The organism is Pseudomonas cucumis, from assembly GCF_030687935.1.
Classification (GTDB): Bacteria; Pseudomonadota; Gammaproteobacteria; order Pseudomonadales; family Pseudomonadaceae; genus Aquipseudomonas; species Aquipseudomonas cucumis.
On record NZ_CP117454.1, the window covers coordinates 2284540 to 2305639 of the forward strand.

Annotated in this window: 18 protein-coding genes and 2 pseudogenes; 3 read left to right on the forward strand and 17 right to left on the reverse strand. The window is 59.2% G+C overall.

The window, feature by feature from the left end:
* Nucleotides 1–62: 62 nt before the first annotated feature.
* The 4 genes from PSH97_RS10475 to PSH97_RS10490 form a co-directional block, all read right to left on the reverse strand.
* Nucleotides 63–1034 (reverse strand): FAD:protein FMN transferase, encoded by a 972-nt coding sequence (locus PSH97_RS10475; protein ID WP_305449102.1) that lies wholly within the window; start codon nt 1032–1034, stop codon nt 63–65.
* On the reverse strand, nt 1018–3198 hold the full coding sequence (locus tag PSH97_RS10480) for a PepSY domain-containing protein (RefSeq protein ID WP_305449103.1): 2181 nt from the start codon (nt 3196–3198) through the stop codon (nt 1018–1020). The genes PSH97_RS10475 and PSH97_RS10480 overlap by 17 nt, the downstream gene beginning before the upstream one ends.
* Before the next feature lie 25 nt (nt 3199–3223).
* Nucleotides 3224–3694: a DUF2271 domain-containing protein gene (locus PSH97_RS10485; RefSeq protein ID WP_305449104.1), complete on the reverse strand. Its 471-nt coding sequence runs from the start codon at nt 3692–3694 to the stop codon at nt 3224–3226.
* A gap of 92 nt (nt 3695–3786) precedes the next feature.
* Nucleotides 3787–4110: a PepSY domain-containing protein gene (locus tag PSH97_RS10490; RefSeq protein ID WP_305449105.1), complete on the reverse strand. Its 324-nt coding sequence runs from the start codon at nt 4108–4110 to the stop codon at nt 3787–3789.
* Between the two features lie 132 nt (nt 4111–4242).
* Between PSH97_RS10490 and PSH97_RS10495 the strand changes: the two genes are divergently transcribed.
* Together PSH97_RS10495 and PSH97_RS10500 are read left to right on the forward strand one after the other, a co-directional pair.
* Nucleotides 4243–4902, forward strand: coding sequence for a response regulator transcription factor (locus PSH97_RS10495; RefSeq protein WP_305449106.1), 660 nt, complete (start codon nt 4243–4245; stop codon nt 4900–4902).
* Entirely contained in the window at nt 4899–6227 is a 1329-nt protein-coding gene (locus PSH97_RS10500) for a sensor histidine kinase (RefSeq protein ID WP_305449107.1), read from the forward strand. Before PSH97_RS10495 ends, PSH97_RS10500 begins: the two co-directional genes overlap by 4 nt.
* Nucleotides 6228–6402: 175 nt before the next feature.
* Here the strand turns inward: PSH97_RS10500 and PSH97_RS10505 are convergent.
* The 3 genes and pseudogenes from PSH97_RS10505 to PSH97_RS10515 all read right to left on the reverse strand — a co-directional run.
* Nucleotides 6403–7198 (reverse strand): annotated as a pseudogene (locus PSH97_RS10505) (site-specific integrase); the annotation flags it as partial.
* A 338-nt stretch (nt 7199–7536) separates the two neighbouring features.
* Nucleotides 7537–8196, reverse strand: coding sequence for a LysE family translocator (locus PSH97_RS10510; RefSeq protein ID WP_305449774.1), 660 nt, complete (start codon nt 8194–8196; stop codon nt 7537–7539).
* A 92-nt stretch (nt 8197–8288) separates the two neighbouring features.
* Nucleotides 8289–8495 (reverse strand): hypothetical protein, encoded by a 207-nt coding sequence (locus PSH97_RS10515; RefSeq protein WP_105347727.1) that lies wholly within the window; start codon nt 8493–8495, stop codon nt 8289–8291.
* 166 nt (nt 8496–8661) lie between these two features.
* Between PSH97_RS10515 and PSH97_RS10520 the strand changes: the two are divergent.
* Nucleotides 8662–8760 (forward strand): annotated as a pseudogene (locus tag PSH97_RS10520) (sn-glycerol-3-phosphate transporter); the annotation flags it as partial.
* A gap of 208 nt (nt 8761–8968) precedes the next feature.
* On the opposite strand, the gene PSH97_RS10525 reads toward PSH97_RS10520, so the two are convergent.
* From PSH97_RS10525 to PSH97_RS10570, 10 genes are all read right to left on the reverse strand, one after another.
* The gene (locus PSH97_RS10525; RefSeq protein ID WP_305449108.1) at nt 8969–9961 is read right to left on the reverse strand and encodes a helix-turn-helix domain-containing protein; all 993 of its coding nucleotides are present in this window, start codon (nt 9959–9961) and stop codon (nt 8969–8971) included.
* 87 nt (nt 9962–10048) lie between these two features.
* Nucleotides 10049–11527, reverse strand: coding sequence for an aldehyde dehydrogenase family protein (locus PSH97_RS10530; RefSeq protein WP_305449109.1), 1479 nt, complete (start codon nt 11525–11527; stop codon nt 10049–10051).
* A gap of 76 nt (nt 11528–11603) precedes the next feature.
* Entirely contained in the window at nt 11604–12452 is an 849-nt protein-coding gene (locus PSH97_RS10535) for a VOC family protein (RefSeq protein ID WP_105347734.1), read from the reverse strand.
* A 24-nt stretch (nt 12453–12476) separates the two neighbouring features.
* Nucleotides 12477–14123 (reverse strand): bifunctional 3-(3-hydroxy-phenyl)propionate/3-hydroxycinnamic acid hydroxylase, encoded by a 1647-nt coding sequence (locus PSH97_RS10540; RefSeq protein ID WP_305449110.1) that lies wholly within the window; start codon nt 14121–14123, stop codon nt 12477–12479.
* A gap of 24 nt (nt 14124–14147) precedes the next feature.
* Complete coding sequence (locus PSH97_RS10545) at nt 14148–14969, reverse strand: IclR family transcriptional regulator (RefSeq protein ID WP_305449111.1); 822 nt, start codon at nt 14967–14969, stop codon at nt 14148–14150.
* A 3-nt stretch (nt 14970–14972) separates the two neighbouring features.
* The gene (locus tag PSH97_RS10550) at nt 14973–15824 is read right to left on the reverse strand and encodes a fumarylacetoacetate hydrolase family protein (protein ID WP_305449112.1); all 852 of its coding nucleotides are present in this window, start codon (nt 15822–15824) and stop codon (nt 14973–14975) included.
* A gap of 316 nt (nt 15825–16140) precedes the next feature.
* Entirely contained in the window at nt 16141–17592 is a 1452-nt protein-coding gene (locus PSH97_RS10555) for a carotenoid oxygenase family protein (protein WP_305449775.1), read from the reverse strand.
* Between the two features lie 56 nt (nt 17593–17648).
* A complete protein-coding gene (locus tag PSH97_RS10560) occupies nt 17649–18830 on the reverse strand; it encodes an MFS transporter (protein WP_305449113.1) in 1182 nt (393 codons plus the stop codon).
* Nucleotides 18831–18884: 54 nt separating this feature from the next.
* Complete coding sequence (locus PSH97_RS10565; RefSeq protein WP_305449114.1) at nt 18885–19877, reverse strand: SphA family protein; 993 nt, start codon at nt 19875–19877, stop codon at nt 18885–18887.
* Between the two features lie 196 nt (nt 19878–20073).
* The gene (locus PSH97_RS10570; protein WP_305449115.1) at nt 20074–20976 is read right to left on the reverse strand and encodes a LysR substrate-binding domain-containing protein; all 903 of its coding nucleotides are present in this window, start codon (nt 20974–20976) and stop codon (nt 20074–20076) included.
* Nucleotides 20977–21100: the final 124 nt, after the last annotated feature.

Here is a 21100-nt window from a genome sequence, read left to right on the forward strand (position 1 = left end):
CGGGACTCCCTGCCATTAAGCGGTTCACGTCGGACGGGTTCCGAGCGGGCCGGCAATCGGCGTCAGCGGGTTTCAATTTGCGCCTGCAACTGGCCGCCGACAATGGATATTTCTTTGAACTGTGCACCCTCGCGCAGCACGAACAACGCGTCCATCCCGCGTTCCTGCGCCAGGCGTGGGCCCTCGGTTTCGCCCAGGACCATGAGCGCCGTGGCCCAGGCATCGGCGAGCATGCACGAGGCCGCCACCACGGTGACGGCGGCGAGCGGGTTGCACAGCGGCGCGCCGGTGGCCGGGTTCATGGTATGAGCATAGGACTGACCGGCCACATCGACCCAGTGTCGATAGTCCCCGGAGGTGGCGATTGCGGCATCGCTGAGTTCCATCACGCCCATGACTTCACGCACGCCCCGGTTGGGCTTTTCCAGGGCCACGGCCCAGCACTGGCCGTCAGGTTTGACGCCCCGGGCGCGCATCTCGCCATCGATGCCGACCAGGTAGCGGGTGATGCCCAAACCCTCCAGGCAACGGGCCAGTTCATCAACGCCGAATCCTTTGGCGATGCCATTCAAATCAAGGTGCAGCGGCGCACGTTTGCGCACCTGATTGCGTAACGGGTCCACCACCAACGTGGCGCTGGCTGACAGCCGGGTGCGCGGCGGCATCGTGGCGAGCGCCTGCTCTGTGACTGTCTGTTCTCCGGGGCCGAACCCCCAGGCATCAACCAGATCCCCCACCGCGATGTCAAAGGCGCCACCGGATTGCTGACTGATACGCAGTGCCGCAGACAGCACCGTCGCCAGTTCCTGGGGCACGGAAATCCATTGCTGCTCGGGGGCGGCGTTGAGGCGGTTGAGGTCCGAGTCGGGTTTCCAGGTGGACATTTGCTGGTCCACCCGGGCCACGGCGCACGCCAGGCGCTGGCCAATTTCGTCGGTATCGATCCCGGCCCCGGCATAGAACAGGGCGGTGTAGCGGGTGCCCATGGTTTCGCCGCTCAGGCTGTAGCGCTGCAACTCAATAGACGTCTTCACGGTAGCGTCCTTGTGCCTTGAGGGTTAGCACCGTCAGGTTGAGAGGTGCCAATACTTCATCGAGGGCTTGCATCACGCCTTTGGCCATCTCGCGGCTGCCACACACCAGCACCTGGGCACTTTTTTCAATCAATCGACGCAGGGCCTGGGCATCGTCGATCAGCCGGTCTTGCACGTAGCAGCGGTCCTGAACCTGAGAAAAGGCGGCGCGCAATGCCGTCAGGCGTCGGTCGGCCAGGTACTGATTGAGCTGCGGTTCATAGAGGAAATCCGAGGCCGGGTTGCGCCCACCCCAATACAAATGCATCGGGTGGCGGGCCGTGTTGTTGCGGATAAAACCGGCCAGAGGACCGATGCCGGTACCGGCACCGATCAGGATCACCGGGTGTGTGCCCGACGCCGGACGAAATTGCGGGTTCGGCTGGATAAACGCGTCGATCGGCGCGCCGATGTCCAGGCCATGAAGGAATTCCGAGCACACGCCACCGTTGTGTTTGCGCACGCAGATTTCCAGCACGCCGTCCTGCGAACCGCTGGCCAGCGAGTAGAAACGCGGGATCGGGCTGCCCGGGGGCACAATCCCGACCAGGTCACCGGCCAGGAAGTCCGGTAGCTCTCCGGGCGCCTTGAAGCGCAAGACGTGGGTCGGTGCGTTCACCTGTTCGCCATAGACAATGCGCTCGGTCAGCTGCAATGGATGGGTCTGTGGCCGCTGCGGGGCATGGACCAGTGTCAGGTCATGCTGGAGCACTTCGCCCAGCGCGTGGCCCCAGCGCGAAAACTCCTGAGAGGACTGGCGGTTGACGGTTTCCAGGTCCAGTAACGGCGAGCCACCGGCCTGCAACATGGCCTCCTGCACTTGATGGGCGAACTGACAGAACTGCGAGAACTGCCGGTCACCGAAGCCCAGCACGGCAAAGGACTGGCCGGACTTGAGGCCGGTTTTGACCAGCCGCGCCAGGAACTGCGAAGCCGAGGCCGGCGCGTCGCCGTCACCGTGTGTCGCGGTCAGGATGAGCACCCGCTGGGCGTTGCTGTAGTCGTTGGCGTATTGATTCATGGGCGCGCTATGCACCCGGTGTCCGGCCAGGTGCAAGGCGTCGTGCAAGGTGTTGGCAAAGCCCCAAGTGCTGTTATTTTCACTGCCCACCAGAATCACGCTGTCGGCAGAGTGGGCAGGGCTGTTGTGGCGGATCTTCGTGCCAGCCTTGCGGCGGCGCCACCACAACAGGATGCCGGTCACGCTCATCAACGGTACGCAGAGAGCGCAGAGCCCTAGCGGCAGGCCCAGCCACCACAGGCCCTCGCCGGTGTGCATCTGATAAATCAGTTCGTAAAGATTATGCATCGAGTCGTGGGCCTGGTAGGACAGCAGGGCACCGCTGGCCTGGTCCACGTAGCCGTCGCCCTGGGCCGTGTGCAGGGAAAACACATCCTTCGGGTTACCGGGACTGGGGTAGACCAATTCGCGCAGGTCATTCAGGTCGGTGGCCTGCAAGGCTTGCAGGCTCGCCACCGGCAAGGCCGGGCCGGTACTGACGTGGGTGGGGAAGGCGGGTTCACTCTGACTGCCGTCGGCGATAAAACCGAAGGTGGTGGCGGACATGTAGAGCCCGCTCAATGCCGACAGCAGCAGCCCGAGCAAGGCCAGCCGCCCGACTTCAGCATGCCAGCGCTGGCTGAAGGTGCCCCGCAGTGGCCGCAGCAGGTTGCGCCAGCCACCCAGGCGCCGGGCGAGCAATAGCGCGCCAGACACCGACAACATCAGCATGAACAGCGCGCCGACACCCGACACTCCATGGCCTGGCGAGCCGAGGAACATCGAGCGGTGCAGCTCTTTCATCCAACGCGTGAACGCGGAGGGTGCATAGGGTGCCAGGCCTTCGCCGGTCAGTGGATCGACCGTTTCAACCCCGGCCTGACCGTTCTGGTTGTAGTAGACGATTACAGTCCCGGACGCTGTGCGCTGGATCTGCTCAACGCCCGGGAAGTGATTGGCCACACGTCCGGCCAGTTGGCCGACGTTGAGTTGCCCGGTTGCGGTGGGAGTGCTGTGCAAACGTTCCAGCGCCGGGTCGACCGACAGGATCGCACCACTGATGGCCAACAGCATGACCAACAGGGCCGCGATCAGGCCGGGCAGGGAATGGGACTGGCGAAGCATGTTCAGCCTCCAGAAAGGGCAGGTGCTACAGATCGTAAGTAAAGGACTCGACATAGGTGCTGCCGGTCGCCGGCTGTCCCGCACCCTTGGACGTGAGCGGCACGCTGACATCGGCGCGGGCGTCACGTTTGTCCTCGACGGCGCTGTCGATGCGGATCTGATACCCGGCATCGATCAATGTGTCTGCCAGTTCGACGCTGACTTTGAGTGTGCGCCCACTGCCGACACTGGCGCCGCTGACCCCGTCAAACTCGCTGGGGTTCATCCCGCTGCCACGGGCCCAGTCGCCCAGGTGCTTGTGGTACTTGGCCTTCTTGCCGGCCACCCACAGGGTTTTCTGGTATTGGCCATTGGCGTCGGTGACGTAGATCGCCAGGTAGGCATCATTGCCGCTGTAGTCCTTGAGCTGGGTGGTCAGGGTCACTTCACGGGCCTGGGCCAACCCCGGCAGGGCAATGGCGCCGGCGAGGCAGGTGGCTGCGATGATCTTTTTCATGAGGGTGTCCTTTTGATCGTTAGGTCGAGAGCCTGGACCTGCTTGCTGACAGCAACCTGAATCGCAGGAAAAACTCATCGACAGGTGAGGCGTCATTCGGTGAGCGGGCTACCGAGGTAATCCCTGGCATCGCCATCGTCGCGGAAATGGATCTCGAGGGTGCGCAGGCGCAGCGAGGCCGGTGAGTAGCTGGCTTCGATGGCGTTGCCTTTGCGGTCCAACCCCTTGAGCTCGTAACAACCGTCGTCGACCTTGATGCGTTGCACGCTCCAGCCGTATTGCCGCTCGACTTGCTGACGCAAGGTGTCGCGCGGTTGCCAGTCGCTCACCGGGTCGCTGCAGTCGTCGTCCGCCAGGGCGTAACCGCTGAGCAGCAGGCTCAACAGGGCGGCATGGGCAATAGAACCTGATTTCATGATCTGTCTCCTGCCGAGGTCGGCGTCTGTGGCATACCCTAAGGTGCATTCCTGACAACCAGCTGAATCTTCAGATTCACGTCAGGTAAGGCGATTAAGGTGCGGCACGACAACCACCACAGGAGGTGCCCGATGCGGGTTTTATTGGTCGAGGACGCCCCAGGCTTGGGGGAAGCGGTGCGCGAACAGATCGCCGATGACGGCCACGCCGTCGATTGGGTGCAGCGCTTGGATCATGCGCGCAACAGCGTGCGCACCACGCCTTACGACCTGATCCTGCTTGACCTGATGCTGCCGGACGGTCGCGGGCTGGATTTTTTGCGTCAGCAGCGCTCGGCGGGAGATGTGACCCCGGTGATTATCCTGACGGCCCAGGATCAGATTTCCGATCGCATTGCCGGCCTCAATGCCGGGGCAGACGATTACCTGGTCAAACCGTTCGACCTGTTCGAGCTCTCGGCCCGTGTCGCCGCGGTGGCCCGACGTTACAGCGGCAACCCCAACCCGCAGATCAGACTCGGTGATTTGCAGGTCGACATGAGCGCCCGCACCGTGCAGCGTGCCGGCACCCCCGTGGACCTGACGGCCCGCGAATGGGCGCTGTTCGAAGCGTTCTTGCAGCGCCCCAGCGCGTTGTTGTCCAAGTCGCAGCTGGAAGAACGGCTTTATGCCTTCGGTGCCGAAATCGAGAGCAATACCATTGAGGTCTATATCAGCCGGCTGCGTAAAAAACTCGGACGCGAGCTGATTGAAACCGTGCGCGGCATGGGCTACCGGTTGATGGCCGCATGAAGCCTTCTTCGAGCCTGCAAAAACGCCTCGGCCTGGGGTTGACCCTGGGCATGACCTTGCTGTGGCTGGGCGCGACCGTCGGTGCCTGGCTGGTGGTGCAACATGAGTTGAACGAGGCGTTCGACAGCGCGCTGGAAGAGACCGCGCAACGGATCCTGCCGCTGGCCGTGCTGGAAATCAGCAACAGGGAGGAACCCCGTGAGGCTCAGCACGTTGCGACGTTGAAAATGCACAAGGAATACTTGACGTACCTGGTGCGCGATGCAAGCGGCAAGATCCTGATGCAGTCCCACGACGCCAACCCGAAGATCTTCAATCAACAGCCGACTGAGGGGTTTACCACCTCTGAAAAATACCGCTTGTACGGCGCCAGTGCGTTGCGCGAGACGCTGTTCATCGAGATCGCCGAGCCGCTGGATCACCGCCGTGAAGCCGCGCGGGAGGCCTTGTTTGCCTTGTTGCTGCCGCTGTTGGCGCTGATACCCGTGAGCCTGTTGGGCACTTGGTTGTTTGTGCGGATCAGCCTGCGCAGTGTGCTGGCGTATCGTCGTGCGGTCGAGGCGCGTGGCGTGGGTGACTTGTCGCCGATCAAGGTGGCGCGCCTGCCGGCAGAAATCGATCCGTTGGCCGAGGCGGTCAACCATCTGCTGGAGCGCTTGCGCAAGGCCCTTGAAGCCGAGCGCAGCTTTACCGCCAACAGCGCCCATGAACTGCGCACGCCACTGGCCGCGACCCTGGCGCAGGTCCAGCGGTTACGCCATGAGGCGCCCGAAGGTCCGTTGCGAGTGCGTGCGGCAAAGATCGAAAACGCCTTGCGCGAGCTGGCACGGCTATCGGAAAAGCTCATGCAGTTGGCCAAGGCCGAGGGCGGCGGGCTGTTATCCGAAACGCCTCAGGACTTGATTCCATTACTGGCCCATGGGGTTGACGAGTGGAACCAACGCAGCGACCAGCGCATTGAGTTGCATCTGCCAAGCCAGGCCAGCGTGTACTCGAACATCGACCCGGACGCCTTTGGCATCTTGTTGCGCAACCTGATTGAGAATGCGCTGAAGTACGGCGCAACGGATCAACCGATCGAAGTCAGCCTCACCGAACAGGCACAACTGCGGGTGGTCAATAGTGGCCCGGCGGTGCCGCAGTCGGTATTGCAGCATCTGACAGAGCGCTTTGTGCGCGGTCACAGTGAAATCAGTGGTTCAGGGCTGGGGTTGGCGATTACTAAAACCATCGTGCAGGGGGTCAACGCGAGAATGAAATTGGTTTCCCCTGCAACAGGTCGACAGGATGGTTTCGAAGTGTGCGTCTGGTTACCGCTTGCCTAGTTCCAACCAGGTCGTCCGGCTCCACTTGGCTCTTTCTCAGCGTCGAGAATAGCGAACGGAAGTTAAGTTCGGCGCGTCCACAGGCAGCAGCTTAATCACGGATTACTGACGCCAGTGGACGCAAATCACTGCGTCCACTGAAGTTTCCGAATCTTCGGGCCATGGTACGTTCGGCCTATGAAGATGGCCGTGCCTCTGTCAATGCGTACGCTGGGAAAGACATCATCGACTCGGAGGGTGGATGCTCGCAGGTTGAGGACAACACAGCACTGAGCCGATCTCCCAGCAGATTCCAGGCACACTTCTTCTCTTTGGCACAGTCGTGATGCAGGTAATGGTGCCGCACCTGAGAACCGGCCAGCACATGGTTTTGGCAGCGATCGATGACGTCCAGGCTGACGCCCAAAGCCTGCATCATGGTCGCGCCCCTACGGCGCAGGTCATGCGGCGTCCAGTCGCCATTTTGGCCCTTGGCAAGGACCAGGTATCGTCGTGACGCCGTCTTGAGAGGACCTTGCGGTTTTTGAACCGGGCCAGGCGATCACCGACCTGTTTGCTCACCACCTTCAAATCCACATGCCCATCATCCCGCCTGTTGGGGAAGCACCATTGCGATTCTCCCGTCAGGGTCTTGAGCTCCTGAAAAAAATGTAAGGAGGAGGGGAGAGGAAGACATGGTGGTCCTGTTTCTTGCCCCGGGTGCTTTTGACGTTTTAGCTGGGGAGGAACCAGGTCTGCCGGTCCAGATCGACATTCTTCCATTCGGCCTGGAGCAGCTGGCCAATCCGGCACAGCGTGCCCAGGTTGATCCAGAGTGCGAGCTGCGTTTCCTTCTTTATCGGTCGAATGCCGTCGTATTTTTGCCCCGCGGGCAGGGCGTTGTAATCGGCGGTCATTTGCTGGAAGCGGTTGTGCAGTTCCAACAACTGAGCAGGAGAAAGGATGCGGCTTCTTTCCGCTTCGTAGTTGGCGGTAACTACGTTGCTGGTCATGGTGAGCCGGCACAAGTGTCATTTGAATACTCGTTTGAACCTGACAGCTAAAGTGTATTGGCTGGGCGCATCCCCGTTTCTGGCAAAGCTTATCCGAAGCTTTTGACGTGAACGAGGTTTTGAAGGGCTATGAGTTGTATGGATTCACGGTCGCAGTAACGGCGATTGCCTGGAGATGACGAACACCATTCGATGAAATGAGGTCGTCAAGGCGTTACCGGACACTTACGAGAGATCAGCCTTAAAGTCGTCAGCTTCATAATCACAGAGCCCCAGCGAGGCTGGAATTTCAGCCCCGCAACACCAATACATTGATCCTATTTTTGGCTAAGCGTCGCTATCGATACTCCCGAAGCGACGAAGGTGAGTCCTGCCCCCACGTTCAGGCCATTTACCAGCCGTGGCCTCTGACGTAAAAATCGGGACAGTACAGTGGCAAATACGCCCATCAGTGCGAATCCCACTGCCGTAAGTGCGGCGAACCATATGCCGTACACCAGCATCTGCACGCTCACTGAGCCGCGTTGTGGGTCGACGAACTGCGGGATGAACGCAAGGACGAAAAACCCAGGCTTCGGATTGAGTGCTGCCGAGAGTAATCCCGTGAGGAAAATGCTCGGCAGTGATTGCCGAGTCGCTGGCTGGAAGCTGATCAGGCTACGGGAGCGTAGGACTTTTATGCCAAGCCAAAGCAAATAACCGGCACCGATAAGCTTGACGACCCAGAAGGCAACTGTGGACGTCTGCATAAGCAAAGTCAGTCCTAGCGAAGCGGTTGCCACATGAAAGAGAATTCCCGCCCCAGATGCCATGCCCGATACGATAGCGGCGATCCTGCCCTGACTGAGTCCTCGGCCTACGGCCAGTAGATTGTCCGGGCCTGGTGCGAGTACCAATAGCAAGCACGCGGCAGTATAGGCAAGCCAAATATTGATCGGAAACACGGCATTCTCCTTAAGCCTCACCGAGGCATCCATCCTCATGTAGCGCCAGACTGTGCCCATAACAGGCTGCAAAGTCAAAGCCACTGCATTTGAGAATAACCTCAGCGCCAATTGACTCGTGCGCCTTAATGGAGAGTCGAAATCCTCCGACTCTCTCCAATCCTGATCCGATCCAGAGCCCGGTTTAGTGCATCCAAGGCATCGAGGAGGGCTTTCGCCTCAGCTTCCCGGCCCTCACCCCAAAGGCGTTCTGCCATTTTGTTCAGGGCTTGGATGGAGCGCTCAATTTCCGCAGCAGTCGCTGCTTTGCTTTCCAGTTGTTTCTTCAGCATTGAGTAACCTTTCTGCAGGGCAGTACTTGCTTTCAGTAGGCCGCGTATTCTCGTTTGGCTAGATTACGCCTGCTGCGCACAGCCGACGCCAAATGTATGCCGAGATCATGAGTCTTCACGCCAGACCATTCATGTCTGCCGCCAAAATCAGCCGGAATCAGAACACGTCATTCCGTCACTGGGGGGGCATTACGGGCCGGTAGCCGCCGAGCTGGTATTGCTCGGTTGCAACGCGGCCATGGTCACCACGGGCGTGCGATTCTAGGGCAATGCCAACCTTGTTTTGGATAACTCAGCCCCGGTAACTACCGGGGTTCTTTATAGGTGCGCCCGGCAGGACGCCCGAGAACAGGACGGGTAGATCAACCGCAATCAACGACTTTTCCAGGACGAGGCATTACGCAGGCCTCCTGCCTGGGCAATGTTGAGTTGAGGCGCGGCGTTACTGGGCTTTCATGGCGCAGAGCGTTTACTCAAGTCGATTTCATTCTGTTGTCGCTTGCGGTATCACGGAACAACCGGGGCGACATGCCGAATGCCGATTTGAACTGCCTGCTGAAGTGAGCGCTGCTGCCATAGCCCCAGGCAAAGGCGATGTCGGTGAGTGAGCGATGGGCATGTTCCCGGCTGCGCAGATCTTCGGCGCAGCGCGACAAGCGCCGTTGCCAGATGTATTCGCTGATGCTGCAGCCAAGCTCCTCCTGAAATGCGCGGTGCAAACTGCGCACCGAGCATTGCTCGACGTTGGCGATGCGCTCGATGGTCAGGTCGCGGTCGGCCAGGTGGCGCTCGATATACGCCTTGAGGCGGTTTTGCTTGAAGAAGCGGAAATCGTGTTCGAGTTGCTTTTCTTCCTGTTTGTTCTTCAGGACGTTATCCAGAAGCCCCGCGATACTGTTGCCGATCAGTTCGGCTGAATGGTTGTTGAGCAGTGGGTACTGGCTGTAGGCATCACTGATCAGATGCATCAACATGCGGCCCAATCCATTGCGCCCGTTCAGGTGAACATCGCCCGCTTGCGGAGGCTGTCCGGCCAGCCCCTTGAAGAGCAGGATGAAATGTTCGCAACCTTGGGTGCTGGTGACGCTAAAGGGTTGGCCACAGTCGACCAACAGCATCTCGTCAGGCGCTAACGCGCTGCTGTGCGGGCCTTGTTCGAAATGGCTGACGCCGGCGATCTGCAGAATCAGCATGCGCGGTGTATCGGGTGAATCGACTGCTTTGCTCAGATGGCGTGAATAACGATGGGCACTGGCGGTCATGCGGCAGAAGCCGAGCTGACCCAGATCGCCATATTCCAGCCGCCCTTGAAAGTTGCTGTTATGCAACGGGTCGATGAACGTCGATTCCAGGCGTTTGATGTAGTCCGGCGTGCGACCCAGGTGATCGCTCATGAACTCTTTCCACTTCATCAGTCGGTCGGAGCGAACAACCTGATCGGTGGACACACAGGCTAAATTATTCATTTTTCGCCTCTTTTATTATTGTTTTTGCTGATTGGGCAAATGGGTCAACACTTGCCCAACTTTAGTCCGGTCAGTATCGATCAAGGATCAGAAAGGGTAGTGGTGGCTCCCGGGTTGCCAGGTAACCCAATGGGCACGGGTGAATTCATCCAGGGCGTAGTGACCATTGAATCGCCCGAGACCGGAGTTCTTTTCACCGCCGAAGGGTGCATTGGGTTGATCGTCGACGGTGATGTCGTTGATATGGGTCATCCCGGCCACGATGCCACGGGCAAAGTTCAAGCCGCGGGCCATGTCTCGGGTGAACACTGCGCTGGACAGGCCATATTCGCTGGCGTTGGCCAACTCCAGGGCATGCGCTTCGTTTTCTGCGATCAGCAGCGGCAGCAACGGCCCGAAGGTTTCATCGCGTGCCAGTTCCTGATCGGCCCCGACTTCACCGAAGACATGCGCAGGCAACACCAGCCCGGAGGCTGGACCGCCACAAAGCCGCTTGAGGCCCGCGTTCTCGGCTGCATCGATTTTACGTAGCAGGCCATTGAGCTGGTTCTGATTGACCACTGGCCCAATCACGGTGTCTGCGTTGGCCGGGTCGCCGGTCTTGAGCTTGCGCACTCGCTCCACCACCTGCGCAGTGAAGTCCGCATACAGTGAGCGGTCAACGATTACCCGGTTGACGCTCATGCAGATCTGGCCCTGATGCAGGAAGCGCCCGACCACCGCCGCGTGCGCCGCTATATCGATATCCGCATCATCCAGGACCACCAGCGGAGCATTGCCGCCCAACTCCAGCGCAACGCGTTTGATGTGTTTGCCGCCGGTCGCGATCCGGCCGACATTGCGACCGACATCGGTTGAACCGGTGAAGGAGATCAGGCTCGGTACCGGATGTTCGACGAAGGCATCGCCAATCTCCGAACCCGCGCCGACCACGACATTGAGCGAACCATTCGGGAAGCCTGCTTCTTCGAACAAATGAGCAATCAGCAGGCCGCCGGTTACCGCCGTGTCGCTGGCGGGCTTGAGCACCACGGTATTGCCCAGCGCGAGTGCCGGGACCACCGAACGCATGCTCAGGTACAACGGAAAATTCCACGGACTGATCACCCCGACCACACCCAGTGGTTCACGAAAGACAAAGCTCTGTTCGCCGGGCTTGTAGCTGGTCAGGATCCGTCCTTCAACCTGCATCGGTAATGTTGCGCACTCACGAACCAGGTTCAGGGTGAACTGCCACTCCATGCTCGCCTTGATGCGCGTGCTGCCCGACTCGCAAATCAGCCAGTCGATGATTTCCTCACGGCGGCTCTGAATGACGTGAGCCAGTTTTTCCAGTTGCGCGCTGCGCTGGGTTGGATGCAGTTGTGCCCACGCCGTTTGCGCGCGATGAGCTGCCTGGTAGGCATCGTCGAGGTCGGCAATCGAGGCCAGCGGCATTTCCAGCAGTTGTTCGCCATCGAACGGGTTGCGGTCATCCAGGCGGCGCAAGGAACGACCTGCACGCCAGGTGCCGTTGATGTACTGGTCGCCATTGATGGCGTAGGGGGCGAGCTGTTGAGTCGTCATAGTCTTACCTTCGAAGGCCGGTGGCCATGTCGATTAAGGAAGTGGATGATGCAAAACCTTGTCTGAAGAAAATTGCTCAGCTCCTGATCCAGGCGCGTCCCCAGGAATTGAGCGTGTATTCCTCTTGTGGCCAGACACCGGGTTGGCGGGAGGCATCGGTTATTTCGAGCTCGGCCGAAAACTCCAGACGGTTGCGATCGGCATCGACCACCATAAAGAACAAATTGTTGCCAGGGCCATGTCGGCCGGGACCGAAGAAGAGGGTTATGCGCTCCTTGGCGAAGCGATCACCCCAGTCACGGATGTCGTTCCATTCATTGGTTTCATAACAGTGGTGATCCCATTCGTTTTTCGAACCACGGAAAAACGCCAGGGAATGATGCTCATCGTCCGAGCGCAGGAAACACGTCATGAGCTGGCCGGTCTGCTCGTCGACGACGTTGTCCGACACCGTGTACCCGACCGTATTGACGTAGAAATCGATCATGGCTTCCAGTTCAGTGGTCTGGAATACCACGTGTTGCAGGCGGCCCGGCATGCCTGGCCGGTCGGCGCTGGAATCCGTGCGGGATACGCCAAATATCGTTTGCCGCCCCTGCGGGTCACGAATCAGAAAGGCGCATGGTTCGAGCAGCGGTGAGTCGATGTCTTCGACAGCACAACCGTTTTCGATCAGGCGAGCGCGCAGTTCTCCCAGTCGAGCCTGATCACCCAGGTCATAGGCCGCCGCGAGCAGGCCGTTGTGGTCGGCGGGCGATACGAGCATGGCGCGTTGCGGGCCCCTGAGTATCCAGCTGCCATCGGGCTGTGCCAGGCTGTCCATGTCCAGCATGCGCCGGTAGAAATCGATTTGTCGTTGTGGTTCTTTGCTCGCCAGATGCAGGTAGCACAGGCGCGCAGGGGTGCAGGTCTGTAGGGTTTGCATAAACACCTCCGTAGCTTTAAGGGTTCAGGGAAAGACCGGCGCGATACTCGACTCGGCAGTCCGGTTTCGCGCCTGCGCGATGCCGAACAGCGACTGCAGCGACTCGGCAGCCTTTGTTTCGCCGGCCTTGTCGAAGATGGCTGCGATATAGCGATCCGGGCGCAGCAGCAAGAACGTGTTTGAATCGCCCAGTATTTCTTTGAGCAAACCCTGGCGGTCATGGAGCACCGTGCAGTCAGGCATCGAAGGCATGGTTTTGACAGGTTCGGGCAGGATCAGAATGCGTTTGGCTTCGAGGTGGGACCAGAAGCCATGCTGGAGTTCATCGATACGTTGGCGGCTGTGGTCGCCGTACTGAATCAGGGCGAAGCCGGGGCCGATCGAGTCGTCGAGCAGAGATTCCTGGCCCTGGGCATTGGTGAGCATCGGTTGAGGGAACATATGCCCGCAGGACAGTTTTCCGGCATTTCCTTCGGTCAGTACCAGTCCTTTGGTGAATCGGGGTTTTGGCTTGAAGCGCATTTGCAGGAAATAGTCTCGCAGCGGTGGCAGCAGGCCGATCACGGCGAATGCACTGCTGATCAAGCGAGCGCGCAAGATGGTTGCCGGTGCCATGACCACGCCCAGGTTCAAGGCCAACCTGATCAGTGCCCAGGCGTGATCGCGGCGCTCGCTTTCGTAAGACAGCAGAGCCGTTTCAGCCATTTTGCCCTTAAGCACGCCGATCAGTTTCCAGGCCAGGTTATGGGCATCGCGGACACCGCTGTTCATGCCCTGTCCGGCATAGGGCGGGGTCAGATGCGCGGCATCGCCGGCGAGAAACACGCGACCCACTTGCCACCGTTCGGCAACCCGGGCGTGGAAGGTGTAAACGGTCTTGCGCACGATGGATGCCGGAGTGTTGCCCTTGAAAGGATGAAGCAACGCTTGCAGGGGAGTGTCGCTGAGCACTTGTTCATCCGTTTCGTCCGGCTTGAGCAGAAACTCGAAGCGGCGTGTGCGGTGGGGGCCGGGTACTTCAACGACGGGACGGCGCGCATCGCAGTACACGCGCGTTTGCCAGAACGGATCGTCATCTTGATCGGTGTCGACCACCAGCCAGCGCGAGGAGAAGCTTGAGCCAACCATCTCAACCCCGAGTTGCTTGCGCACCGGGCTACGGCCGCCGTCGCAGGCGACCAGGTAAGTGGCGTTGACTTCCATCAACTCGCCATCGGCATCGCGAATCAGCGCGCGCACACCGTGGTTGTCCTGATTGAACTCCAGCAACTCATGGTTGAAGCGTGCCTTCAGGTTGGCGAAACGTTCGAGGCCCGTTTTCAGCGTGCCTTCAAACAGTGGCTGGCGAAACGCATTGCGCTTGGGGAACCCATACAACTTGCCGGTAGGTTCGACTTTGCCGAAGCAGCGGCCACCAGGCCGGGTGAAATAGTGCACGCCGTAGCCTGGCACCACGTCACGCAATACGGCGTCATCCAGCCCGACGGCCTGCATGGTGCGCAAGGATTCGTCATCGATCGAAACGGCCCGTGGCTCTGTCACCGTGCCGGGCTTGCGATCGATGATCAAGGTGTCCACGTCGGCCTGGCCAAGCAGGTTGGCCAGGGTCAGTCCGGTGGGGCCGGCACCGATGATCAAAACGTGTGTACTGATTGTTTTGAGGGGTTTCATTGTTGTTGTTCCCTTCCGGATGGCTCAGTCCAATGGCTTGGGGCGGTTGGCGAGTGCAGTCATGAGCTGCGACAGGTTTTGCGCCAGGGCAACGATCTGCCGTCCTTGTTGCTCTTCCCGAGTGCTGTCGCGTTCCTGAATCGGGCGAACGCAACTGATGCTGCCAACGACTTTGCCATCGGTATCGAAGATCGGCGCGGCGAGGCCATAGACCCCCGCGTCGACTTCGCCGGCGCTGGCCACATAGCCCTGACGACGCAGGTGCTGCAGCGAGCGACGGAACTGTTCCCAGGTATGGCCAAGGTTGCTGGCGCGCACCTCATCGGGGTTCTCCAGGAAGAGCTGGCTGTGTTGACGCGAGCTCATGTTGGCGAGGATGGCCTTGGAAGTTGCCCCCAGGAACAACGGCCTCGGGGAGCCGCGTGAGTAGCTGACCTCGCTGAACAACTCGCCGTATTGATGAATGCAGACCACCTGGTCCTTGAACAGGCGGCAGATCAGCCAGATCTGCTGCTCGCTCCAGCGTGGGAGGCTGGGCTCCAATGATTGCGCGGCGCGCACCAGGGGGTCGCTCAGTCGCAACTGACGATCCCAGGTAATGATCCTCGCCCCCAGCGCGTAATGTCCGGCCCCGACCTGGAACAACAGATTGGCCTCGGCCAGTTCGCGCACATAGCGATAAATGGTCGAACGGGTGAAACCCAGTGCACCGCCCATGTCATCGACAGCCCAGATCGGACTCTCTTCGGTAAACAGATCGAGTACCCGCAGCATGCGCTCCAGGCTCGAACCTTTACTGTCGGTCTCTTGCCCCGGCAGTTGTTCCGATTCGCGTAGTGTGTCCATGGCTTACTGCTCGTCGACGATGCTGTTGCGCAGGATGCCGATTCGCGAAATCTCGATTTCGACTTCATCGCCCGGTTTCATCCATACCGGTGGTTCGCGGAATGCGCCGACGCCACCGGTGGTGCCGCTGACAATCACGTCACCGGGAGCCAGTTCGGTGAAGGTGGAGCAATATTCGATCAGCTTGCGCACATCGAAAATCATGTCGCTGGTGCTGGTGTGTTGCATCACTTCGCCATTGAGGCGGGTGGTCAGTTCCAGGTCCTGCGGGTCACCAATCTCGTCCCGGGTGACCAGCCAAGGGCCAAAGCCGCCGGTACCGGGGAAGTTCTTGCCCGGTACGAACTGAATGGTGTGCTTCTGCCAGTCGCGAACACTGCCGTCGTTGTAGCAGGCGTAACCGGCGACATAGTCCAGCGCGTCGGCTTGCTTGACGTGACGCGCCGGCTTGCCGATCACCACCGCCAACTCGCCTTCAAAATCGAGCTTGTGCGAGGCCTTTGGACGAACGATGGGTTGCAGGTGGGCGGTCTGGCTGTCGGCGAAACGGGTGAAAATCATTGGGTAGGTCGGCATCTCGCGACCGGTTTCACGCACATGTGTGGCGTAGTTGATGCCAATGCACAGCACTTTTCCCGGGTTCGGGATAACGGGCAGAAAGGTCACTTCAGCCAGAGGCAAGCGCGGCAGACTCGCCAGGATGTCGTGGGTCAGCTCGGCCAGGCGATTGTTGGCGATGGCTTGTTTGAGGTCGGTGCCGAAGGTCTGCTTGACCGACTCCAGATCGATGATGTGCTCGCCATCGACGACGCCATAGGTGCTACGGCCTTGAACCATAAAGCTCGCGAGTTTCATTGAGTGCTCCTTGGAAGAAGTTCAGTGCATGCGCAGGGGGCAAAGAGTGCTCGTTACTGCTCATGCGACTATGGCCGCGGGTAAGCCGCGGGCGGTTGAGGTTGAATCTATTCCTACGATTTAATCCTGTAAAGAGAGATTTTTAATAAATCTCAAAATGCAGGAATTTTGCTTTTTATGTATTTTTGGCAGCACTTTGCCGACCCTCCAGAACAGGCAATACGAGACTGTGACGTTTATGGGAGATCAGAACAGGAGCCCCATCCCAGCCTGGATAATCACTGTCTTCCAGGCTTTTCAGCGGGCCTTCATGGCTTCATTTTTTACTCGGCACCCAGCAACCATGCAGCGACATGCGCAGCCGGAACGGCACTTTGATTCGCGCAATGGGGCCACTCGCCATGTCACGAGAGTCCAGTACGACGAGCTCACTACGGCCTTCTGCGATGAGATTGAGCAGGGCGACGACATAACCATCCGCTTCCTGTGCATCAGGGGCGCGTGGAATGAAAATGGGTTCCTGGAAGCACCCGCTGTCACCGGGAAACCAGGCGTCGGTGGCTCCTGTATTGAGGTTTACACGAGCCAGCAGATTGAAGAATTGAAACGGTATCGGCCCATTCGCCGGGTTATACGGGCGCTCTGGATCGAACGCGAGTACAAAACCGTGCTCGTATTTTCGGCCGATGTAGCGGTCATCGCACCTCGGGAATTCGCAGGGGTAATCCGTCAACGGCTGCGGTTGAATATCGTCCTGGGTGCTGGTGAGATCGAAGGTCCAGCGCATCAGGCTGGCAGCCAGCGTTTCAGGTGGCGGGACATAACCGTCGGCCTGAGGAAAGAAGTAAAAGATGTTCCCGCCGGTGACCGGCATGTCCACGTAAACCTTGTCGTCCTCATCGAATGCGTTGAGCGTATGGCCCTGGAAACCGTCCTTGGGGCCCTTGAACCAACGAACGTCCTCCGCGTGCCCATTGCGGGGTACGACGGCGAAGAGCTGAGGCAGATCAGGTTGCCATTGGAAATGCTGGCCGCCGTTTTTCATACGCTCGACGTCGACCGTCAACGGAATCAGCGGGAACACCACGTAGTGTTCAGTTACCGCAAAGTCATGAACCATGGCCGCGTAAGGCGCCTGGAACCAGATTTGGTGCAGCAGTTTGCCGTCGGGCGACAGTTCGAAATAGGCCAGGTCGGGCGTGCCGTCACCTTTGGCTTCGTAGCTGAAGGCCAAGAGGTTTCCAGTTACCGGGTCGAGCTTGGGGTGGGCGGTGAACGTCGCTGATTCGATCTGCCCGTCAAAACTCCATTCGCCGAGGGTTTCCAGGGTTTCGAGATCCATTGCCCAGGGCAGGGCATCCTCTTTGAGTGCAAGCAATACACCGTTATGAGCGACAACGCTGGTATTGGCAGTCGTATTGTTTTTCGCTGCCAGAGGATCATTGGTGAAAACGTTGCGATAGACGCCATTGAGCGAGCGACCTTCACCGCGCTGAGCCATCAAGCGGTCGGTTTTTACGTAGCGACGTCGTATCGATACCTTGCCATCGGCAAAGTTAAACGCGCTGACCATCCCGTCGCCGTTGAAGAAAATATCGTTGCCCAGCATCGGCGGGTATTGCGGGTCTGGCGCGACTTGATAGAAAGCTCCACGGATCGAGGCCGGAAGGGTGCCTTCAACCTCCAGGTCGAACACCTCTGCTTCTACGCGGCTGGGTGCATAGAGTGCGCCGGAAAACTCAGGGGTTTGGGGAAACGGATGGGTCATCGGGATCACCTCTAAAAATGGGCAGCGGTTGTTCATGGTTGAGCCTGCTGGGTATATCAAGCCGACTGAGGCGACAGTGCGCCTGCGCAAGTCTTCGTGTCACGACGAAAGCGCATAACCAGCAGACACGAAATCACCAAGGCGGTCAGATAGGCAGAAGCCGCCAACCACCCGACGGCGCGGAAGTGTCCCTCACCCACCACGAGTGCTGCGCCAAACGGGCCTAGGCCCTGGCCGACGAAAATCGCGGCGTTACCCAGCCCGGCCAGTCGGCCGGATGAGTCCAGTTCGGCCGCCATGGACAGCAGATAAGGCAGGCTGAAAAACCACACGGCATGGATCAGGCAGGCAGTGACTGCAAAAGCGACAGGGGTATCGCCGTAGACCATGATCAGTGTCGCAATCAGCGCCGTGCCGAAGCTCAGCAGTTGCGGAACCAGCAACCCGAGACGCCTGCCGATAAGTCCGGCCAGTGCCGCGCCAAGGGCACCGGCAAGGATGCTGCCCCCCAGTATCCCGCCGATCTGTTGAGGCTCCAGGCCAATGCTTTTGCCGATGCGCTCTTGATAAACCCACAGCGCGGAGTGGCCAAAAAACAGCAGTGCAAAAAGCATCAGCAGCAAGATGGACGTGAGCCCGAAAGGCCGGACCGAGCCGCTCGCCGCACGATGTGCCTCAGGGTAGTTCCTCGGCACTCTCCAGTAACCGGCGATCGCCAGGGCGCTGGCGATGGCCAAGAGATAAAACGCCCCGGCCACACCGTAGGATTTCAGAATCAGCGGCATGGAACTCACAAGCAGCATGCCCCACAGCAGGTTGCCGATATTGATCACCGCGAATGTCGAATCCTTGGATGTGCGCAGGGCTGCCGTGGCGTAGACAACGGCCATGACCGCGCCACCGCTCACCCCGCAAATCATCCGGCAGATCAGTAGCAGCCCCTGGCTGTGCAACTGAGCACTGGCCAGATTGCCGAGTACCAGCATCAGCAAGGCAATCAGGGCAAAGCGACGCCGGTCGACGCTGGCCATCAACATGGCGCAAGCGCCGCAGGCGACTGCCATCGCAATCAGTTCTGCGGCAAAAATGGCACCGATGGCATTCAGCGGCAAGCCGAGTTGGTCGATAAAGGCACCGCCCAGAATAGGCTGGATTTGCAGCGTCCCTAAGGAAATGACCATCATCAGGCAGATAGCGGCCAATGATTTTTTGCTGTTAATGGCGTCGAGCGCGTTCATAAAACATCACCTCGGGTAAAAGGGCCCGCTCATGCACGAGTGGGCGCACATCGGTCAGAATGTGTGGGCGTATCGGATCTGGACGGCGTAATCCGTTTGCGCGCGGTTCTCGACGCCAGTCTCTTTATAGGTGTTCAGCCAGAAGCCCTGGCCATCGCTGATTTTCCAGAACAGGCCCGGGCCGATGCCCAACACCTTTTCCCGAGAGTTGCTCAGCCGGTCCCCGTTGACCTTATCGTCTGATATTTGCTTGAAGTAGTACCCGTTGATCCCGAGCGATACGTTGGGGATCACTTCATACGAGGCCGTGAAGTTGGCCCACGCCGATTGTCCTGCCTGGGTGTCGCGCACAGGCTGGCCCTCGAAAAGTTGCGTCGAGCTGCTCGCGGGATCCTTGTTCTTGAAGTTGTACAGGTAATGCAGCCTCCAGCTCACCTCCCAACGAGGCGCCGGCATCCAGGTCGCTGCCCAGTAGGGGTTCAGAGATAAGTAATTGGAGCTTTGGTTCAGGTCCTTGTGTTTATCGTATTTGCCGGTTGGAAGGATGGTGTCGAAGGCCAGGCGCTGCACAAAAACGGGCCTGCCGTGGGCGTCGACGATCGGGTCGAACTGGATCTGCGGCCCTACCGTGACATCACCAAGGCCCGTGCCGTTATCCTGGAGCTTGGCACCGTGGTCGCCAAAGTCACCATCCAGGGAGATGATCGGCACCAATAGGCTCCAGCCCAGGTGTGCACCGCCGCCGATGGTGTCGGGTGAGTAATAGCTCAGCTGATTGATCAGCGAGATGACGTTGATCTTCGGGTTGTCGAAGGCGCCATTATCCTTGCCTGCATTGTCCCTGATGCTGCGCGCGGTGCTGAATTTCAGATAGGTCAGATGGGATAGACCGGGCGGCCCCGCGAAACCGTCGTAGAAACTGGTGCCGCCCAGGTTGATACCGCTGGGTTCACTCACCGACGGTGGTGGAGGGCCATCTGCTGCGAGTGCGGCAAACGATGCGAAGCTGAGTGCCAGGCAGGCTGGCAGGGATTTTTTCAGGCTCATCGAAGTGGCTCTATTCTTGGAATTGTGAGCCGGGGTAGCTTCCCCTGGCACTTCGACTTTAATTCCCGGCCGTTGGTGATGCTTGAGCATAACGGCCAGAGTTGACTGAGAGCGTCATGATGCAGGAAGCGCGAGATGCCTCATCGCTTGGCGCTGGTGTTACGTCGGTTTTGGCCCAGCGCGGCAGGGCCCCGGCTCATTTGTCTGGAAACGGAAGTGATAGAAGCCAGGTGCTGAAGGCATTCAGGGAGGGTAGGTGCTGGTAGCGGGTCGCATAGACCAGGTAGTAGCTGCGGTCGCTGTCCATCGGCTCGAACAATGCAACGAGGTCGCCGCTCTTGAGTTCGTCCTGCACCAGAATTTCCGGAACCAAGCCAATCCCGATGCCCGCCGACACCGCTTGAATGAGGTGGGCGGTGAACTCGAAGCTCGGGCCGGATCTCATGTTGGTGTGATCGATATTATGGCGATCAAACCAGTCAGACCAGGCACTTGGCCTGGATACGACGTTCAACAGGGCATGCTCGGCAACGTTCGCCGGTGACATCGAGCGGTACTCGGGCAGTGCGGCGGGGCTGGCAACCACCACCAGTTTTTCCGTGAGCAACTTATGCGAAATGTAGCCCGGCCACTCCCCGGAGCCCGCGCAGATGATTGCGTTCATGTCTTGGGTTGAAGATTGAATGTCCTCGCGGATGATCCTCGAGTGTATGTGAACCAATATTGCGGGATGTTTTGCATAGAACTCATGCATCCGTGGCAGCAGCCATTTCGAACCCAGTGTCGGCAGTACCGCCAGGTTCAAGGGGCCACCGTCGTTCTTGTACGAAATGGTCTGCAATGTTGCGCTTCGAATGCGTCCCAACGCTGCCGTCAACTCGTGTTGATAAAGTGCCCCGGCAGCCGTCAGTTCAATCTTTCGGCCTTCACGCCTGAAGAGCTGGATTTCAAGTTGCGCCTCCAGGGTTTGTACCTGCCGGCTGACCGCACTCTGGGTCAATGCCAGTTCTTCTGCGGCTTTGGTGAAGCTGCAATGGCGCGAGGCCGCCTCAAAGGCAACCAACAGCGACATCGAGGGGGTCAGTCTTCTAGGATTCATTCATAAAGCTCATGCAAAACCAGCAGGAATTACGTTTGTTCCAAGCGTGCATAGACGCAAGAATCACAAAAACCATATGCACCTGCTCGGGGCGCCTTGTACTGAGCATACGTAATGTGAATGC

What these genes read in the sequence shown, in the direction of transcription:
- PSH97_RS10480 (WP_305449103.1), bottom strand. Translation starts at nt 3,198, where the DNA reads ATGCTTCGCCAGTCCCATTCCCTGCCCGGCCTGATCGCGGCCCTGTTG.
- PSH97_RS10485 (WP_305449104.1), bottom strand. Translation starts at nt 3,694, where the DNA reads ATGAAAAAGATCATCGCAGCCACCTGCCTCGCCGGCGCCATTGCCCTG.
- PSH97_RS10490 (WP_305449105.1), bottom strand. Translation starts at nt 4,110, where the DNA reads ATGAAATCAGGTTCTATTGCCCATGCCGCCCTGTTGAGCCTGCTGCTC.
- PSH97_RS10495 (WP_305449106.1), top strand. Translation starts at nt 4,243, where the DNA reads ATGCGGGTTTTATTGGTCGAGGACGCCCCAGGCTTGGGGGAAGCGGTG.
- PSH97_RS10500 (WP_305449107.1), top strand. Translation starts at nt 4,899, where the DNA reads ATGAAGCCTTCTTCGAGCCTGCAAAAACGCCTCGGCCTGGGGTTGACC.
- PSH97_RS10510 (WP_305449774.1), bottom strand. Translation starts at nt 8,196, where the DNA reads ATGGATGCCTCGGTGAGGCTTAAGGAGAATGCCGTGTTTCCGATCAAT.
- PSH97_RS10515 (WP_105347727.1), bottom strand. Translation starts at nt 8,495, where the DNA reads ATGCTGAAGAAACAACTGGAAAGCAAAGCAGCGACTGCTGCGGAAATT.
- PSH97_RS10525 (WP_305449108.1), bottom strand. Translation starts at nt 9,961, where the DNA reads ATGAATAATTTAGCCTGTGTGTCCACCGATCAGGTTGTTCGCTCCGAC.
- PSH97_RS10530 (WP_305449109.1), bottom strand. Translation starts at nt 11,527, where the DNA reads ATGACGACTCAACAGCTCGCCCCCTACGCCATCAATGGCGACCAGTAC.
- PSH97_RS10535 (WP_105347734.1), bottom strand. Translation starts at nt 12,452, where the DNA reads ATGCAAACCCTACAGACCTGCACCCCTGCGCGCCTGTGCTACCTGCAT.
- PSH97_RS10540 (WP_305449110.1), bottom strand. Translation starts at nt 14,123, where the DNA reads ATGAAACCCCTCAAAACAATCAGTACACACGTTTTGATCATCGGTGCC.
- PSH97_RS10545 (WP_305449111.1), bottom strand. Translation starts at nt 14,969, where the DNA reads ATGGACACACTACGCGAATCGGAACAACTGCCGGGGCAAGAGACCGAC.
- PSH97_RS10550 (WP_305449112.1), bottom strand. Translation starts at nt 15,824, where the DNA reads ATGAAACTCGCGAGCTTTATGGTTCAAGGCCGTAGCACCTATGGCGTC.
- PSH97_RS10555 (WP_305449775.1), bottom strand. Translation starts at nt 17,592, where the DNA reads ATGACCCATCCGTTTCCCCAAACCCCTGAGTTTTCCGGCGCACTCTAT.
- PSH97_RS10560 (WP_305449113.1), bottom strand. Translation starts at nt 18,830, where the DNA reads ATGAACGCGCTCGACGCCATTAACAGCAAAAAATCATTGGCCGCTATC.
- PSH97_RS10565 (WP_305449114.1), bottom strand. Translation starts at nt 19,877, where the DNA reads ATGAGCCTGAAAAAATCCCTGCCAGCCTGCCTGGCACTCAGCTTCGCA.
- PSH97_RS10570 (WP_305449115.1), bottom strand. Translation starts at nt 20,976, where the DNA reads ATGAATCCTAGAAGACTGACCCCCTCGATGTCGCTGTTGGTTGCCTTT.